Genomic DNA, 16,939 nt, shown 5'->3' with positions numbered 1-16,939 from the left:
TTGCTTATCTTGTTTTTGTTCTTCCATAAATTCTAATTCGATAGTATTGTTCACGTCATGCCGGACATATTCCGACATTTGTCTCATTCATTAAATTACATCCTACGTTCGCAGGAACGACGGAATTGTTACTTCTTTTTTTTCAGCCGATAGACGGCTCTTAAATTTCTTTCTTTCTGCGCGTAATCTAATCCGTAGCCGATGACAAAATCGTTAGTTATTTTGAATCCTATGTATTTAATAGGCGTATGAATTTTAATTGCTTTCTTTTTGTATAACAATGAAGCGATGTTGACCGAGCGCGGTTTCAATACGGTGATGAGGCGCTTCATAAAATCAATTGATAATCCTGAGTCAATGATATCTTCGACAACAATAATGTCGCGACCTTTAACATCGCAGTTGAGTTCTTTCAACAGTGTAACTTTGCCGGAACTGATTTTTGCATCGCCGTAACTTGAAAGTTTGAGAAAGTCCACTTCACAATCAATCGTGACATTCCGAATTAAATCGGACATGAAAATAAATGCACCATTCAGTACACCGATGAAGATTGGGACGTGACCTTTGTAGTCTTTACTGATTTTTCTGGCAAGTTGTTGCACACGCTGTTGAATCCGTTCTTCACTAAGATACAGTTCAAAAGTATCGTTGCCGAGTTGAAGTGTTTCTTTTTTTGATTTAGCCATGAATCGGCTCGTATTCCATTTTAAGGATTGATGTGGTTGATGATGTTACTTTGTACCGCTCATCCAACCGCTGACCGCACACCCAAACGATATTTTCGTCTGATGTGAGAATCGGGATGGATTGTTTCTTGAAGCGGGGTACTTTTTGTTCGATAAAATAATCGCTTAACTTTTTCTTTTCGTTCATGCCGAGCGGGATGAACCAATCGCCGTTCTTCCAATTTCTGAGGAGAATGTCTTTTCCCAACTTGCTTGCATCAATAAATTCAATTGAGCGGTTCGCGGAAAAATTCGCTTCCGGGACGAACGATGTTACAAAATCAAATTCGTCTCGATGAATATGCTCAGGAGGAGAAACAAGGACTTGAAAATTCTCGCTGTTCGGCTGCCGTGCTACCACTACATGATTTCTATCGCGATAGAACATCGAGTGTTCATCAATCGGGCACCACGAACCGGTCTCCGATGATGCGATTGCCAACATTTCTCTCACCGTTTCAAATGAAACTTCAGAATGAGAAAATTCCTTTGCAAGAGTGTGAAGAAATTGGTATTGAACAAATTCATGTTGCTTTGACAACAATTCACGGTCAACGATAATTTCTTCGCCAGAAACTGATGTAAGAAGTTGTTTTTTCCATTCAACGGATTGAACAGTCAGATAACTCTCAAGCATCGAGAAAAGTTCAGAATTCCGGTTCAGTGTTTCCGTCAAATTAGGATTGATGGTTTGATGGAGAATCGGGAAAATATGATGTCGAAGAAGATTTCTTGAGTAATCTGTTTTCTTGTTTGATGAATCTTCCCGGTACGTGATGGAATGCTCCTCCACGAAGTGACGGATTTGTTCGCGTGTTGCAAACAGTAACGGACGAATAATTCCCGCCTCCGAACGGGCTGAAGGAATCCCGCATAAACCTTTTACACCGCTTCCTCTGAGCAAATTGAACAGAACTGTTTCAGCATTATCATTTGCGTTATGAGCGGTTGCAATTTTATGATATCCAAGCGAGAGTCGAAGTTGTTGAAAAAAATCGTAGCGGAGTTCACGGGCTACTACTTGAATGGATTTTCCGTTTCCCTCAGAAAGTTCATTAGTTTTAGCACTTTTTGAATAAAACGGGAGATTTAATCGTTCGGCAGTTTGTTTGACAAACGCTTCGTCCTCTTCGGATTCTTCCTCCCTTAATTTATGATTGAAATGCGCGACGCAAAGTTGAAAATTCCAATCTTTTTGTAATCGAACAAGAATATTCAGCAACGTCATCGAATCAATTCCACCGCTAACAGCCACAACGATGCTGTCTCCTTCGTTGAGAAGGTGTTCACGAGTGGCGTGTTGCTGGAATGTATGGAGGAATGATTCTTTCAGCATAGTAATACAGAATAAAGAAATCCCTTTGAATTCGCAATTCAAAGGGACGGATGATAGTAGCGGGGGAGGGAGTCGAACCCCCGACACACGGATTATGATTCCGTTGCTCTAACCTGCTGAGCTACCCCGCCATAAAGGCTTGCAAATATACGAAGAATGGGCTGATTTACAAAGCCGAGAAGAGATTACATTCTGAGAGTCGGTAGCATTTCAGTAAGTCGTTCGTCTCCCTTGTAATAGATTTTTTCTAAAAACAATCCCGAAGGAGGCGCGGTAAACTTTGCCGGTTCACCTGATTTGATTTTGAGGAACCGTTCCACATCCTGAATTGAAAGACTTCCACGACCAACTTCCGCTAGAACGCCGACAATCTGTCGAACCATTTTCCAGAGGAAATGAGAACTTGTAATGCGGAGCAGAATCAAATTGTCATCTTCCAGAATTCTGATTTCATCAATTAATGCTTTGGTTGATTTCTCTTCCGGGTCGTCAGCGGTGAACGATTGAAGGTTTTTCAATCCGATGAAGAGTTGAGAGGAGGTCTGCATCTGTTGAACGTTCAATCTATCTTTAATCCACCACACAAATCGTTTGCCGAACGCTGTTCTTCTCTTTGATATTTGATAGAGATAACTCCGTGCTTCGGCATCGTGGCGTGCGTGAAAGGTTTTCGAAGTTTTTTCGACATCAAGAATATTTATGTCGGCAGGGAGTTCATCGTTGAGTTTCATGCGGATAATATGGGGAGCGAGTACGGTGTGAACATCTAAGTGTGCAACCTGTTCGAGCGCATGAACTCCTGCATCGGTTCTTCCGGAACCATAAAATTCAAAATCGGTGGTTTGAAAAACGGTTTTCACCGCCGACATGAGTTCGCCCTGAATGGTTCTGGCATTTTTCTGAATTTGCCAGCCGGAGTAACGCGTCCCTTCGTATTCTATTTTGATTTTAAGTCTCGACATATAGTTATTGATGATTGACGATTGAATCATTGAGCCATTTTGATGAAGCAATCATCAATGAATCAATCGAAAATGATTCAATGGTGTTCACTCGAATTGTTTTCTGAAATTAGCAAACTGGTTCTTCAATTCTTCCATCTGAGTTTGAAGCGAAAGCACTGTCGTTTCAAGTTTCGTGATTCGTTCATTCTCCGAAAGAACCTGAACACGAGCCGGTTCCGGCGGAAGCGTTACATTACTTTGAACGATTTGAGGTTCACCACACAGGAGATGAGCGAAACGAGTTTCTTTTTGTCCCGCAAGTCTGGGAAGTGTTGCAACGAGTACATCCGGAGTTCTTTCCATCAACGTTTGCAACACTGCTTCCACTTCATCCAAACTCTGAAATGCAAAAAGAACAGAACCGCGATTTCGTAATTCACCGACTGTTTGAGGTCCGCGTAACATAAGAATATCCATCACAGCCACTTGTTGTTCAGTAAGTGCAAGTACTTCGGTAATTTTCTGCCGGTATTTGGGAACTCTCATTCCTGCGCCCGTTACCATTGCAACGAGACTTTTATCCCGCAATGAATCCAAGCCACGTACTACGGTTGTCTCTTCATAATTTACAATCGGGTCACGATTATTTTTTTGGTTGCACGCATTTGCGAGAGCGTTGAGTGTCATCGGATAATAATCCGGTGTGCAAATTTCTTTTTCAATAAGGGAGCCGAGAACTCGGACTTCAATTTCATTTAATAATAATGCCATAAATTAAATACTTGATTCTTGATGCTTGATACATGTTACGGAGGCGGGAAACCAAAAACAAAAAACTGAAACCACAAACCAGTAACCACTAACCGTATCAATAAAGGTTCTATTTCACAAGAACAGATTCTGTGTTCAAAATAATGTTTCCCGCAACATTCGATTTCACCCAGTAACCTTTTCCGGGTTGAATTGTATCGGCGACTGAGTAGCCGGATGAATACCCAAAAAATTGAGAAAGTGTAAGTTCAGCAGGTTGAGAGGTAATCGCTGAAACAGAAACCGGCTCAGTAATCGAACCGACCATATTCCATCCCTCCAAAATTGCAATAGTATCGCTTTGGATTGGATAACCTTCGAGTTGAATTGTTTGTGCCGTTGGGAATTTCAACCAATAGCCTGTGCCGTTGGTTAGCGTATCTCTTATTTCATATCCTGTAGGAGAAAATATAAACACACTTGAACTTGCAGTAGGAAAGAGGGAATCCTTAAGGGAAATTGTTCTTAAAACAGGAATCGAGATTATGTTCCACTGCTGGTTGACTTGAAAACTTCTCGGATGATTATACTTGAACACAGAACCGTTTTTGCCGACCATATATCCGTGTCGCTCATCGGTAAAAAAAACATCGTTGACGTATGAACTATCGGGAGTAAACTTTTCAGTCCATGATATGCCTGAATCTCCAGTGTAGATAAATGTTCCTGTATTTGTAAGCGGAGTAAATGCTTCAGAAGGAGTTCTGAACGCAATTGCTTTCGCTGTTCCGAACATACCGATATATTGAAAGTTCCAAGTCCACCCGCCATCGGTGCTACGCGCCGCAGCCGCGCCGTCATCAAGTCCACCTCCCACTGCAACAATGTTGAGTGAATCAATAAACTGGAAATCGTCAAGTTTATCTGCCGTCAGAAATACACGCCATGATTGACCTCCGTTTGTCGAACGCCAAATTGGACCGGCAAATTCCGCTTGCCCACCTACTGCCATAACAAAATCATCTGAATAATATCTGATTTTTCTCAATGGACGGTATGACACCAACGTACTTTCAATATCGGTCACTTTCCATGTCTCCCCGCCATCATCAGTCCGGAGAAGCAACCCCTGTTCACCACCAACGAGACCGTTCAATGAATCATTGAATGCGATTGAGTAGAGGAATATTTCGGGATATTCAGTCAGTGACCAGGTTGTTCCACCGTTTGTTGTTTGCAAATAGAATGTCCCATACCACTCGCCCGGTTGTGTGGCGTACTTTGGGGCGAGCATCCAACCGCGCATGTGGTTGAGCATAAATATTTCTACAATCTCCGAGGTAGTGCCGGAAGTTTGTTGAAGCCAACTTGTGCCACTGTTTGTTGTTTTGAAAACGACTCCTTCTTTTCCAGCCACCCAACCCGTGACACTATCAATAAAAAAAACAGAACTTAGTGTTTGTATTGTGGGCTTGGGAAGAGTTCTCCATGAATATGGATTTTGTGAAAATGAAAAGGATGGAGAAATGCCGAGAAAGCAGAAAAACAGAATAAGATTCTTTAAGAGCATGATACTCTCAGTGTCAGGAAATTAACTAACGGGGCTTGTAGGCGTATTCCTCATACGTTTTTTGATGTGAAGGGTCAATCTTTACTAACTTTTCATAGACACTTCGGTCGGGGTAATCAAGAAATGTTTCTGCAATTTCAAGATACTTTGTATCAAAAAAAAGTCGCATTAACAATGTTTGCTGGTTGATTTTCTCACGAAGTTTCCCTATACTTTCCAGCGCGGTGATGATGTTATTCTGTGCTTTTTCATGTTTGGATTGAAGCAAGTCCAAACCATTATAATGATAGGTAAAAAATGTTTTTCGGATGTCGCGATAATTGGGATTAAGAATTTCTTCAATGAATTGTCCTCGCGAATAAATTGTTTGCGAAGTTGATTCCCAACCTTTTCCGCCGCTCATGCCGCGGGATTTGTTCACGATGTCAACTGCTTTTTCAAAATAGACAGTACCATCAAACGCTTTGTATGAATCGAAATCGTGACCGAGAATGACATACATATAAAAATCAATAAAACTTAAGAGCGGGTCGAAACGATATTCATCATGAATCATGGATTGCGAACGGACATACTCGAACTCCCATTTATCATCAAGGATGCGCATAGTAGCGGTGTTTCGGTCGCTTTTGTGAATAGGGCGTTGCGCCCCGATGAATGCCTGTGCTGTATATCGTTTGCTATCGTTGACGCCAAGAAACGAAATTTCCAGATTGCATTTGATTTTCAAATCACCGAAATCAACATTCGTCCATTTGTGTCCGTTGATATATTGCCGTAATTGTTGAACAAAGTCGTCAAGGTTTTCCCGACCTTCGGCTGTAAGTTGTTCGACATTGATTTTTACTTCACACTCAATTTCCTGTGCGACAACCGGTGCGAATGTGCAGAGAAAGAATGTAACAACAAGAATTATTTTTTTCATGGTCATCATTTTTTTTACAATATAACGAAATGACGGTCTATCGTCAAGAGAAATTATGAGAATACTTTATCTATTTGCTGTATTGATTGCGCTTTTTTTATTTGAGTCCGAAACAATGCAGGCAGGTTTTGAACGACGTGACATCGGTGCGCGTCAACGGGCATTTGGTGGTGCGTTCGTTGGTTCGGCAGATGATGTCTGGTCAATCTATTACAATCCTGCCGGTTTATCGAACCTGAAGAATATTCAGGTTGCTTTGTTCTATTCGCCGCAAACCGTCGGACTTTCCGAATTATCAAACGGCGCTCTTGCGGGAATGGTTCCAACATCTATGGGAAATTTCGGACTTGGTGTAACGAGTTATGGTTTTGATTTGTACAAGGAACTTGCGTTTACATTGAGTTATTCAAGAAAGATTTCTGAAATAAGTGTTGGTTTGAATCTGAACTACCAGAATGTGAATATCAAAAATTATGGTTCAAGCGGAGCCGTTGGATTTGATGTCGGATTTCTTGTTCCTGTTCATCGTCAGGTGAAAATCGGACTCTCGGCAACAAACCTGAGCAGTCCGACAATCGGTGAAAGCAAAGAGCAACTTGCCCGCACCTTTTCAGTTGGAGTTTCTTACCAACCGCTCCAAGAATTTTCACTCATGCTTGATTATGTAAAAGAGATACAGCAATCTGCATCACCGAGATTCGGATTTGAGTATTGGCTTGTTGAATCGGTTGCTCTTCGTGCGGGAATTTCTGATGAACCGACATCATACTCGACCGGAATCGGAGTTCGTTATTCCATGTTTGAAGTTGACTATGCTTTTTACACTCATCAGGATTTCGGTTTGACGCATCAGGCATCAATTCTTTTTACGTTCGATGATGAAGAGTAAATTTATTCTTTTTTTTCTTTTATTCTGCTTTTCAACTGCAGTTTTTGCACAAGTTGAAGTAGACTCATTAGAAACTGATACGCTTGATGCTAACGATAGTCTTGAATCGTTAGTTGAGCAATCAGTGAGCGATGACGAATCATCATTGCTGGATGAATTGGATGCGATGCTTTTTACAAATGTCAAAGCGGAATTCCGTTCGCGTCTCATTCAAAAATTGCAAGAAGCGGAAGGATACCGAAACGGGACGTACCTTGGTTCACCGTTGAAGTTTTATCAGCGATTAAAATTTTATCAGGGAGAACATATCGCGGGCGGACTTTTGCTTGAAAAAGATGCGGGAGAGGAACAGTTCACGAATTTTACTTCAGGATTTCTTCAACTAACTTCCGTCGGACCATTCACAAAAATTATTGCTGGTGATTTTCTTGTTGAAGCGGGACAAGGCATTTCACTCTGGCGCGGCTATGACGTGAGCAAAGGAGTCAACGTCGTTGCGCCTGTTCAGCGAAAGCCACGCGGGTTGGTCTCGTATTCCTCGGCAGATGAACATGCATTTCTCCGGGGAGGTGCGTTTCAAATTGAATCATCTGAGTTTTCTGTTAGCGGATTTTATTCAAACCGAAAATTGGACGGGACGCTTGACACAACTTCTTGGAAAGAAATTATTACCAGCATTTACACTTCCGGTTATTTCAGAACTGAAAATGAAAAACAGAAGCAAGGCACATTCACAGAAAATTTGTTCGGAGGGACGGTTACGTACAAACTATCAGAAACGAATACAGTTGGTCTGAACGGATACTATTCAAGTTATTCTCACCCGTTAATGTTAAGTAATGGATTTTCAGGTGATGAGAATTCGATTGTTTCGCTCAACTATAATTTAGTATTTCATAAGTTGAAATTGTTTGGTGAGTGGGGAAGAAGCAGTTCAAAAGCAATCGCAGGAAATTCAAGTGCGGTGCTGAAACCGACTCAACAAATTGATATTATCACTTCGTATCGAAATTATGGGACAGGATTTTTTAATTTGCACGGAAACGGATTTGCTGAAGGCTCTGACTTATCAAACGAAGAGGGTTGGTATCTCGGAATGAAAATGAAACTGCATCGTTTGTTGAATGTTTCTGGATACTTCGACATGTTCAGGTTCCCGGATGCGACATTCTCTTCAGTTTTTCCTTCACATGGAAATGATTTTATGGTGAATGTTGAATCGAGATTGGTGAGCAAACTTCTCACAACGCTTCGATATTCCGGAAAGAGAATTGAGGAAGACGGAACAACACGAACGAAACAATCAATCAGAATGAACGGAGATTATAGATTCTCGAAGAATGTAAAACTACGCGGTCGTGTCGAGTTTGTTGATGTTCAGAAGAACAATGTGGAAGAGAAGGGTTTGCTTGCGTACGGAGATGTAGGAGTTACTGCCACAAGAAACGTATCATTTAATTTCCGTTTAGTTTTTTTCAGGTCTGATTCATTCGATGCGGGAGTTGCAGAGTACGAAAACGATTTGCCCGGAGTTCTTTCCGTTCCGATACTTTATGGCGAAGGTGTTCGGTGGTACACATTTTTGAAATATGAAATTCTTAACTCACTCCAACTTACGATGAAATATTCAGACATTGTAAGAGAGGATGTGAAGCGAATCGGGAGCGGACTTGATGAACTTCCGTCAAATCGGGATAACAGGGTGGGCATACAACTGGATTATCGTTTTTAGTTTTTCGATGATGCGTCCAATCTGAAATCAAAAATCGGCAATCAGCAATCTTTTGCATATATTTGCACCGCATGAGCAATCAAGTAATATCAGTCGGTGAACTGACACGACGTATTAAAAGTGTACTGGAAACAGATTTCTCGAAGGTTTCTATCAGCGGCGAGATTTCAAACTTCAAGCGTCATTCGTCAGGACATTTGTATTTCACGTTGAAGGATGAGAGCGCTCAAATATCGGCTGTGATGTGGAGAAGTCGTGCGGCGAATTTGTTTTTTTCTCCGCAAGATGGAATGAAAGTCGTCGCTCGCGGAAGTATCACGGTGTATGAACCACGGGGAAATTATCAGATAGACTGCATCTCGTTACAACCGCTCGGGATCGGTGAACTACAACTTGCGTTTGAAAAGCTCAAACAGAAACTTGCCGCAGAAGGATTGTTCGAACAAGAGAATAAGAAACCGATTCCACACTATCCGGAGAGAATCGGAATTGTAACTTCACCAACAGGCGCGGCACTTCAGGACATGTTGAATATTATTTCGAGAAGATTTCCATCTGTCGAAGTGATTTTGTTTCCGGTGAAAGTGCAAGGGACAGGCGCATCGGAAGAAATTGCAGAAGCAATAAAAGATTTCAATACGTTCGGTGAGATTGATGTTCTGATTGTCGGGCGCGGCGGCGGTTCGCTGGAAGATTTGTGGGCATTTAATGAAGAAGTTGTTGCGCGGGCAATCTTTGCATCAAAAATTCCGGTGGTCAGCGCTGTCGGACATGAGATTGATTTTACCATTGCAGATTTTGTCGCCGATTTACGTGCGCCGACTCCTTCTGCCGCGGCGGAACTTGTTGTTCCGAACAAAAATGAACTAGCAGAAAATATCATCAACTATTATTATTCACTCGAACAGTATCTCGGAGATACAATTCAATCGCATCGCGAAACGATTGAATCATTATTAAAAAGTTATGCGTTCAACCGTCCGCTCGATTTGTTACGTCAGTATTCCCAGCGTTCGGATGAACTGAGAAACACACTTGAGCGAACTATTTCACATCGCTTCACGTTTGTTAAGCAACATCTTGATTCGATTCATCATCGTCTTGCTTCAGTTGACCCGCACCAAGTGTTGAAGCGCGGGTATGCGATGGTTCAAAAGGATGGACGAGTTATAAGTAACGCATCTGCTCTTCAATTAAATGACGAAGTTGAGATGCAGTTTCATGATGGAAGAATTAGCGCTACCGTTGGTCAATAGTCATTAGTCATTTGTCATTAGTAAAACGTGAGTAAAACATCTAAAGAAAAAAAAGATACATTTGAATATTCCCTGAAACGATTGGAAGAAATTGTTGAATCGTTGGAAGAGGGGAATGTTCCGCTTGATGATGCGCTGAAACTTTATGAAGAAGGAATTTCGATTTCAAAACAGTGTGTTGAGAAATTGAATTCAGCCGAATTGAAGTTAAAGCGATTGAGCAAAGATGCAAAAGGAAATTTTGAATTGTTTTCAGAAGGAACGGAAGAAGAATAATGTCAGAACATCAATACAAATATTTGAATGAAATTGACCTGCCGGAACATTTAAGACGGCTTCCCGTTTCGGAGTTGAAAGGAGTTTGCTCGGATGTACGTGAGTTTATCATTGATACAATCTCGAAAGTCGGTGGGCATTTGGGAGCGGGACTTGGCGCAGTTGAACTCGCCGTTGCGTTGCATTACGTCTTCGAAACACCAAAAGACAAACTGATTTGGGATACGGGACATCAGGCATACCCGCATAAAATTCTTACCGGAAGAAAAGACAGATTTCACACGATTCGGCAATTGCACGGCTTGAGTGGATTTTTGAAACGCGATGAAAGCGAATACGATGTATTCGGTGCGGGACATGCAAGCACTTCAATCTCTGCCGCACTTGGTGTTGCAACCGCACGGGATTTTGCAAACGAGAATTACAAAGTCGTTGCCATCATCGGCGATGGAGCAATGACCGGGGGAATGGCATACGAAGCGATGAACAACGCCGGACTCCTGAAAAAAGATTTGATTGTTGTGTTGAACGATAATCAGATGGGTTCGCTCTCTTCCATTAATCCAAATATCTGGACATTTCATGATTACTTCAATGAAATGCTGACTCATCCTGCATACAATAAATTCAAAGCAAGTGTTTGGGACTTGACCGGGAAATTGGATGCACTCGGCGATAGATTGCGCTCGGTTGCACAAAAAGTTGAGCGAGGAGTGAAAGCAATTGTCACTCCCGGAATGTTGTTTGAAGCATTAGGCTTCAGATATTTTGGTCCGGTGAATGGACACAACATCGTGAAGTTGGTCGAGATATTTCAGCATGTGAAAGATTTACATGGTCCGATTTTCATTCATGTGTTGAGTGAAAAAGGAAAAGGGTACGGTCCGGCAGAAGTTGATGCAACACGATTGCATGGTGTCAATCCGTTCGACAAAGTTACAGGCAAATCACCAAAGAAAGAGGGAGAACTTCCTCAATATACGACCGTCTTCGGCAAGACGATGGTTGATGTTTGCAAGATGAACCAAAAAGTTGTCGGCATTACAGCGGCGATGGCAGACGGAACCGGTTTGACTATCCTGCATCAAGAAATGCCTGAACGATTTTTTGATGTCGGCATTGCAGAGCAACATGCGGTAACATTCGCTGCGGGAATGGCTACTGAAGGATATATTCCGGTCGTTGCAATTTATTCGACTTTTCTTCAACGAGCATTTGACCAAATCGTGCATGATGTTTCGCTTCAACATTTGCATGTTGTGTTCGTGATGGATAGAGGAGGTGTGGTCGGTTCTGATGGTCCGACGCATCATGGCGTGTTGGATTTCGCGTACTTGCGATGTATTCAGGATATGGTCATCATGGCACCAAAAGATGAGAATGAAATGCGGGATATGTTACACACGGCAGTCGAGTACAACGGACCGATTGCGATGCGTTACCCGCGAGGAACGGTCTATGGAGTTCCGCTCAAACAACATTTCGATAGATTGGCAATCGGCAAAGGCGAGATTCTCCGTTCGGGAAAGGATGTTGCAATTCTTGCAATCGGAAACATGGTATATCCTTCAATCAAAGCGGCGCAACAACTTTCAAAAGAAGGAATCGAAGCAGAAGTTGTGAACATGCGTTTCGTAAAACCAATTGACGGCGCGCTCATTGAAGAAATTTGTTATCGTTTCAAATATGTTGTAACGGTTGAAGACCATGTCATTTCAAGTGGCTTTGGGGGAGCAGTGTTGGAGTGCATGAATCAACGGAATATCACCGGCGTCCATGTAAAAGTTCATGGTTTGCCAAATGATTTTGTTGAACATGGAACACCGGCAGAACTGCACGCAATGCTCGGACTTGATGCTGATGGCATTGCGATGACTACGAAAGAGTTTCTACAAATACAAAACGCATTACCTTCATTACACAATCAATACAGATAAAAACTTATGGAGAAAGTACGAATAGGGTTAGTCGGGCTGGGATGGGTTGCACAGATTTTTCATCTCCCGATTCTGACAAAGATGGACGACGTGGAAGTTGTCGCCGTGTGCGATAAGGACAAGTCGCGGGCAAAACTCATTGCAGAAAAATTTAATATCAAACGATGGTACAGCGATTATCAGGAAATGTTGAAGGTGGAAGACCTTCACGCAGTTGATATTTGTACAAGTACCGACGCGCATCTTCCTGTTGCGATTGCTTCGATGCAAGCAGGGAAAGATGTCTTCGTCGAGAAACCGATTGCGCGGCATTATGATGAAGCGGTGAAGATGGCAGAAGCGGCGAAGGAATACAAACGAAAGTTGATGGTGGGGATGAACAATCGCTTTCGCCCCGACACAATGATTCTGAAAAGTTTTATTGAAGGGGGCGAACTCGGAAAAGTATATTACGTGAAAGCCGGTTGGTTGAAAAAACTTACTGCCGACCGTGTTTGGTTGACAAAAAAAGAAAAAGCAGGCGGTGGTGTGTTTCTTGATTTAGGAATTGTCCTGCTGGATATGTCGTTGTGGATGCTCGGCTTTCCGGCAGTGCAACGGGTGAGCGCTAAAATGTATCGCCACGAAACGAAAAGTGTAGAAGATACGTGTCTCGGCTTTCTTGAAATGAAGTACGGCGTCTCCGTTTTCTTTGAAGCGAGTTGGACGTTTCAATCAGAACAAGATTTCTTTTATTGTGAATTCTATGGTTCGGAAGGAAGCGCAACAATCAATCCTCTGAGAATTCATAAGAAACTTCATGGCAATTTGGTGAATGTCACTCCCGTAAAAGCAGATTCGCCGCAACATCTCTACAAGAAAAGTTATGAGAATGAGTTCAAACATTTTGTTGGAGCGGTTCATGGATTTCATCCGATTATTTCTTCCGGCGAAGAAGCAGTTCAACGGATGAAAGTTGTGGATGCGCTGTATAAGTCTGCGGCGAAAGGAAAGGAAGTGGTGTTACGTTAACTGTTATCAGTTATCGGTTACTCGTTGAGGATTTTATAACTCATCCCCTTGCCCCTTCTCTTAAAAAGAGAGGGGAATTAAATAAATGAAAAACTTTGATATTAAATACATAAAACAATGCTTGTCACTTGCGCGCAAGGGCGCTGGAAGTGTCAGTCCTAATCCGATGGTTGGATGTGTGATTGTAAAGAACGGGAAGGTGATTGGAACAGGGTATCATCAGAAATTCGGTGAAGCGCATGCGGAAGTGAATGCAATCAACAGCGCAAGGGAATCGGTGAGCGGAGCGACGGTGTATGTGAATCTGGAACCGTGTAATTATTTCGGCAAAACGCCGCCATGTACAAAGTTGCTTATCAAATCAAAAATTAAACGTGTTGTGGTCGGAATGTTGGACCCGAATCCAAAAGTAAGCGGCAAGGGAATCAAGCAACTGCAGAAAGCAGGGATTGAAGTTGAGTTTGGTCTGCTTGAAGATGAAACGAAGAAGTTGAATGAAGCATTTACAAAATATATTCTTACAAACAGGCCGTTCGTCACTTTGAAGATTGCACAAACACTTGATGGAAAGATTGCCGACAGAAACAGGAAGTCGAAATGGATTACCGGGGAAGAGTCGCTTCACCATGTTCACCAGTTGCGAGCGGAATATGATGCAGTACTCGTCGGTGCAGGGACAATCAAAGCAGATGATTCGCTCTTGACGGTTCGACAAGTTCAAGGGAGAAATCCTGTACGGGTAATTCTTGACGGAAACTTCTCTCTTTCGGAGGATGCAAAGATATTCCATGATACATCTGCAAAGACACTTCTCTTCACAAGTAAAATGAGGGGACGGAAGCAGAACGATAAAAAATCGTATTTGGAAAGTCTCGGTGTTGAAATCATAGAAATGCCTGACCCGGTTCCCGGTTACATGTCGCTTGAAAATATTTTGAAAGTCTTGGGTGAAAAAGGAATCGCTTCACTGTTGGTTGAAGGAGGAGCGACAACATTCAGCCATTTTCTCGAACGAAATCTTGCCGATAAGATGATGTGTTTCATCGCTCCGAAAATTCTCGGTCAGGGATTGAACGTGTTTGAAGAACTTCCGAAGCGATTGCTCGGAAATGAAATCAAACTTCAAGATGTATCCGTCCGGGCGATTGGAAGTGATTTTTTGATTGAATCTTATTGTAGATAACTGAGATAGTTTCTGGTTTTTAGTTATTGGTTTTAGTTTTAGGTTATTTGTTAGACATCAATCACCAATGAATTTTTAACTTTTCATTTTTAATTTTTAACTGAGAATGTTTACAGGAATTATTGAAGAAGTAGGAACGATTCAAAGCGTTCAGAGACAGGGTGGAGGAATTCGCTTCCGGGTTTCTGCGCCGAAGTATTCGCCGGAGTTGAAAGTAAACGATAGCGTTTCGATTAACGGCGCGTGTCATACGGTTGTGTGGCGAAGTAACGATACGTTTGATGTTGAAAGCGTAGAAGAGACGTTGAAGAAAACAACGCTTGGTTCGCTTCAAACAGGAAGCCGGGTGAATCTTGAATTGCCGATGCGTTTGAATGAACGTCTCGGCGGTCATCTTGTCCTTGGACATGTTGATACAGTCGGAACGATAAAGACGATAGTACAGCGTGGAAACAGTACGATGTATTCGATTGAAATTCCTGAACAATTCAAGAACTACATCATCCCTGTCGGTTCGATTGCTATTGATGGAGTGAGTTTGACAATTGCTGAGATAGAAGAAAGTGTTGTTCGGGTTTCAATTATTCCTCACACACTTGAGAATACAATTTTCCAACAATATAAGAACGGAACGATGGTGAATCTTGAGTTTGATTTGATTGGAAAGTATATTGAGAGGATGATGAGTGAAACAACAGGGGAAAAGAAAATGAAGAGTTCACTTACGGAAGTGTATTTACGGGAGGAGGGATTTTAAAAGTAATTCACCTCACCATAACGACATTGAGTGAGTATGAGAGGCGTGTTTGAACAATTCAACCTGTTAATTCTGTTAATTTATTACTGAGGTTTCTTATTTCTTCAGGTATTTCCAATTTTTGGGTTTCCCTTCCGCCATCCATTGCACAGCAGTTTCCAATCGTTTCAATTTTGTTTCTTCAGTTTTTGCCTCTGTAATCCATTCAACATATTCCTTCTTGTGCGAGTAAGAAAATTCATTGAATGTTTGAATTGCTTTCTTATCTTTCTTTAACGCATGAAGGAAGTAATCCGGTATCTTTAAGTCTTTCTTTAAAGACGATTTTGGTTTCTGTGGTAGTTTCACTCCATCGTCATTCAATCGTGCGGCTTCCTTGATATAGTTGAGTAGTAGTTTGTCTTTCGGAAGGTCTGCTAAAGAAGTAATCTTTCCCAGATGACCCATTGCTTTTTCCGACTTTGCATTTTCCATCAATGTTCTATCCTTCATTAGCGATGCCTTCCAGAAACTGAAAGCACAATGTTGTTTGAATGAAGCCATACTGCACATCATTCCCTTATAATCGAAGTGAGGAAAACTCCACTTCATCGTTTCTTCAACATCAGGACATGCCTGATGAACAAGGTTTCGTAAATGTGTTAGAATAGGTTTAGCAAAATCTGCAGAGTTTGCAATGTATGCATCAACACGTTTGTCTTTAGTAGCCATAACCGGTAAACAATGATTCCATAAAATTGATGAAAATAAAAAACCCTACGTTATTACAAAAACGTAGGGCTAAAAAAAGGAAGATTGTAATTATAGTCCAGTATAATATACGTTGATGAGAATCTGTCCCACCATAGCATCACCGGAAATATTGGTGTTGGGAGGAACTGTAAACGTATATCCAAGTCGTAGGTTGCTTGTTCCTCCTCCGCCGAGATTAAATGTATTTGTAATGTTCGGGTTGAAGAATCCTGCAGTTTCAACACGAACTCCGGAACCTGGACCGGAAGAAGGAAATGTTATTGCCATCGAAGTACCGCCGCTCCCAAGTAAATGGTCGGGAAGACTCATTTCAACAGTCACGTTGGAATTGATGTTCCCGGAAATATCTACACCGACGTCGCCGTTGGGTGCTTCACCGTTATTATTTGGTGATACTGTGCTTGTTCCAGCAAAGGGGTCATAAACCAAAGTATAAGTAATACCGCGAAGTACGCCATCAACTCCGCCATCAGAAGCGGCAACAGTCAGCTGTGCGAAACTTGCGCTTGTTATTATTGATAAAGTTAATGCAATCAAAATCAAATGTTTCATAATATTATACTGGTAATCTTAAGGAATAGAATGTTTAGATATTTATTACAATTTGACAGCTCAACAAATTTTAGTAGTGCAAATATACTAAAGTAGTTGTGAAAATGAAACAAAAAAAGTTTTTTAATAAAAAACCCCGCATGTTGTTCACATGCGGGGTTGAATTACTACAAGTGTTAATTATAGACCTGTGTAGTATGCATTGGTGAGAATTTGACCAACATATGCATCACCAGCGATGTTTGTGTTCGCAGGAACTGTGAACACATAACCGAGGCGAAGATTGCAGGTACCACCACCACCGAGGTTGAAGGTGTTGGTTACGTTCGGATTGAAGAAT

17 protein-coding genes and 1 tRNA gene are annotated in these 16,939 nt (G+C 41.8%); 8 read left to right on the top strand and 10 right to left on the bottom strand.

Annotation, left to right across the window (positions count from 1 at the left end; genetic code table 11):
- Positions 1-128: 128 nt before the first annotated feature.
- From hpt to HY960_04045, 7 genes are all read right to left on the bottom strand, one after another.
- On the bottom strand, positions 129-689 hold the full coding sequence (gene hpt, locus HY960_04075; GenBank protein MBI5214905.1) for a hypoxanthine phosphoribosyltransferase: 561 nt from the start codon (positions 687-689) through the stop codon (positions 129-131).
- The gene (gene tilS / locus HY960_04070; protein MBI5214904.1) at positions 682-2,064 is read right to left on the bottom strand and encodes a tRNA lysidine(34) synthetase TilS; all 1,383 of its coding nucleotides are present in this window, start codon (positions 2,062-2,064) and stop codon (positions 682-684) included. The genes hpt and tilS overlap by 8 nt, the downstream gene beginning before the upstream one ends.
- A 57-nt stretch (positions 2,065-2,121) precedes the next feature.
- Positions 2,122-2,195 (bottom strand) — tRNA-Met (locus HY960_04065).
- Positions 2,196-2,249: 54 nt separating this feature from the next.
- Positions 2,250-3,026 (bottom strand): tRNA pseudouridine(38-40) synthase TruA, encoded by a 777-nt coding sequence (gene truA / locus HY960_04060; protein MBI5214903.1) that lies wholly within the window; start codon positions 3,024-3,026, stop codon positions 2,250-2,252.
- Positions 3,027-3,113: 87 nt separating this feature from the next.
- A complete protein-coding gene (locus tag HY960_04055; GenBank protein ID MBI5214902.1) occupies positions 3,114-3,779 on the bottom strand; it encodes a YceH family protein in 666 nt (221 codons plus the stop codon).
- A 109-nt stretch (positions 3,780-3,888) separates the two neighbouring features.
- Complete coding sequence (locus tag HY960_04050; GenBank protein MBI5214901.1) at positions 3,889-5,328, bottom strand: hypothetical protein; 1,440 nt, start codon at positions 5,326-5,328, stop codon at positions 3,889-3,891.
- Between the two features lie 25 nt (positions 5,329-5,353).
- Positions 5,354-6,253 (bottom strand): DUF4835 family protein, encoded by a 900-nt coding sequence (locus HY960_04045; GenBank protein ID MBI5214900.1) that lies wholly within the window; start codon positions 6,251-6,253, stop codon positions 5,354-5,356.
- Positions 6,254-6,308: 55 nt separating this feature from the next.
- Here HY960_04045 and HY960_04040 point away from each other — a divergent pair, with 55 nt between their 5' ends.
- From HY960_04040 to HY960_04005, 8 genes are all read left to right on the top strand, one after another.
- On the top strand, positions 6,309-7,142 hold the full coding sequence (locus HY960_04040) for a hypothetical protein (protein ID MBI5214899.1): 834 nt from the start codon (positions 6,309-6,311) through the stop codon (positions 7,140-7,142).
- Entirely contained in the window at positions 7,129-8,874 is a 1,746-nt protein-coding gene (locus tag HY960_04035) for a hypothetical protein (GenBank protein MBI5214898.1), read from the top strand. The genes HY960_04040 and HY960_04035 overlap by 14 nt, the downstream gene beginning before the upstream one ends.
- A 71-nt stretch (positions 8,875-8,945) precedes the next feature.
- The gene (locus HY960_04030; GenBank protein MBI5214897.1) at positions 8,946-10,130 is read left to right on the top strand and encodes an exodeoxyribonuclease VII large subunit; all 1,185 of its coding nucleotides are present in this window, start codon (positions 8,946-8,948) and stop codon (positions 10,128-10,130) included.
- 27 nt (positions 10,131-10,157) lie between these two features.
- Positions 10,158-10,406 (top strand): exodeoxyribonuclease VII small subunit, encoded by a 249-nt coding sequence (locus tag HY960_04025; protein MBI5214896.1) that lies wholly within the window; start codon positions 10,158-10,160, stop codon positions 10,404-10,406.
- Positions 10,406-12,343, top strand: a complete 1,938-nt coding sequence (locus tag HY960_04020; protein ID MBI5214895.1) for a 1-deoxy-D-xylulose-5-phosphate synthase — start codon at positions 10,406-10,408, stop codon at positions 12,341-12,343. The genes HY960_04025 and HY960_04020 overlap by 1 nt, the downstream gene beginning before the upstream one ends.
- Before the next feature lie 6 nt (positions 12,344-12,349).
- Positions 12,350-13,354, top strand: coding sequence for a Gfo/Idh/MocA family oxidoreductase (locus HY960_04015; protein MBI5214894.1), 1,005 nt, complete (start codon positions 12,350-12,352; stop codon positions 13,352-13,354).
- A gap of 85 nt (positions 13,355-13,439) precedes the next feature.
- On the top strand, positions 13,440-14,537 hold the full coding sequence (ribD, locus tag HY960_04010; protein ID MBI5214893.1) for a bifunctional diaminohydroxyphosphoribosylaminopyrimidine deaminase/5-amino-6-(5-phosphoribosylamino)uracil reductase RibD: 1,098 nt from the start codon (positions 13,440-13,442) through the stop codon (positions 14,535-14,537).
- 106 nt (positions 14,538-14,643) lie between these two features.
- On the top strand, positions 14,644-15,294 hold the full coding sequence (locus tag HY960_04005) for a riboflavin synthase (GenBank protein ID MBI5214892.1): 651 nt from the start codon (positions 14,644-14,646) through the stop codon (positions 15,292-15,294).
- Positions 15,295-15,390: 96 nt separating this feature from the next.
- Here HY960_04005 and HY960_04000 read toward each other — a convergent pair whose 3' ends face one another.
- The 3 genes from HY960_04000 to HY960_03990 all read right to left on the bottom strand — a co-directional run.
- On the bottom strand, positions 15,391-16,005 hold the full coding sequence (locus tag HY960_04000; GenBank protein MBI5214891.1) for a YdeI/OmpD-associated family protein: 615 nt from the start codon (positions 16,003-16,005) through the stop codon (positions 15,391-15,393).
- 90 nt (positions 16,006-16,095) lie between these two features.
- Positions 16,096-16,599, bottom strand: a complete 504-nt coding sequence (locus HY960_03995) for a hypothetical protein (GenBank protein ID MBI5214890.1) — start codon at positions 16,597-16,599, stop codon at positions 16,096-16,098.
- Between the two features lie 180 nt (positions 16,600-16,779).
- Positions 16,780-16,939, bottom strand: a 160-nt coding sequence (locus HY960_03990) for a hypothetical protein (GenBank protein MBI5214889.1), incomplete at its 5' end; no start/stop codon positions are given.

The sequence above is a fragment of the Ignavibacteriota bacterium genome (genome assembly GCA_016212665.1).
Classification (GTDB): domain Bacteria; phylum Bacteroidota; class Ignavibacteria; order UBA10030; family SZUA-254; genus FW602-bin19.
The sequence above is the reverse complement of the archived record's forward strand: the minus strand, read 5'-3'. Positions and strand labels throughout refer to the sequence as shown.

Excerpts from the sequence above, each read along its gene's own strand:
- HY960_04030 (MBI5214897.1), top strand. The coding sequence starts at position 8,946 with ATGAGCAATCAAGTAATATCAGTCGGTGAACTGACACGACGTATTAAA.
- hpt (MBI5214905.1), bottom strand. The coding sequence starts at position 689 with ATGGCTAAATCAAAAAAAGAAACACTTCAACTCGGCAACGATACTTTT.
- HY960_04020 (MBI5214895.1), top strand. The coding sequence starts at position 10,406 with ATGTCAGAACATCAATACAAATATTTGAATGAAATTGACCTGCCGGAA.
- HY960_03995 (MBI5214890.1), bottom strand. The coding sequence starts at position 16,599 with ATGAAACATTTGATTTTGATTGCATTAACTTTATCAATAATAACAAGC.
- HY960_04000 (MBI5214891.1), bottom strand. The coding sequence starts at position 16,005 with ATGGCTACTAAAGACAAACGTGTTGATGCATACATTGCAAACTCTGCA.
- HY960_04035 (MBI5214898.1), top strand. The coding sequence starts at position 7,129 with ATGATGAAGAGTAAATTTATTCTTTTTTTTCTTTTATTCTGCTTTTCA.
- truA (MBI5214903.1), bottom strand. The coding sequence starts at position 3,026 with ATGTCGAGACTTAAAATCAAAATAGAATACGAAGGGACGCGTTACTCC.
- tilS (MBI5214904.1), bottom strand. The coding sequence starts at position 2,064 with ATGCTGAAAGAATCATTCCTCCATACATTCCAGCAACACGCCACTCGT.
- HY960_04055 (MBI5214902.1), bottom strand. The coding sequence starts at position 3,779 with ATGGCATTATTATTAAATGAAATTGAAGTCCGAGTTCTCGGCTCCCTT.
- HY960_04015 (MBI5214894.1), top strand. The coding sequence starts at position 12,350 with ATGGAGAAAGTACGAATAGGGTTAGTCGGGCTGGGATGGGTTGCACAG.
- HY960_04045 (MBI5214900.1), bottom strand. The coding sequence starts at position 6,253 with ATGAAAAAAATAATTCTTGTTGTTACATTCTTTCTCTGCACATTCGCA.
- HY960_04040 (MBI5214899.1), top strand. The coding sequence starts at position 6,309 with ATGAGAATACTTTATCTATTTGCTGTATTGATTGCGCTTTTTTTATTT.
- ribD (MBI5214893.1), top strand. The coding sequence starts at position 13,440 with ATGAAAAACTTTGATATTAAATACATAAAACAATGCTTGTCACTTGCG.
- HY960_04005 (MBI5214892.1), top strand. The coding sequence starts at position 14,644 with ATGTTTACAGGAATTATTGAAGAAGTAGGAACGATTCAAAGCGTTCAG.
- HY960_04050 (MBI5214901.1), bottom strand. The coding sequence starts at position 5,328 with ATGCTCTTAAAGAATCTTATTCTGTTTTTCTGCTTTCTCGGCATTTCT.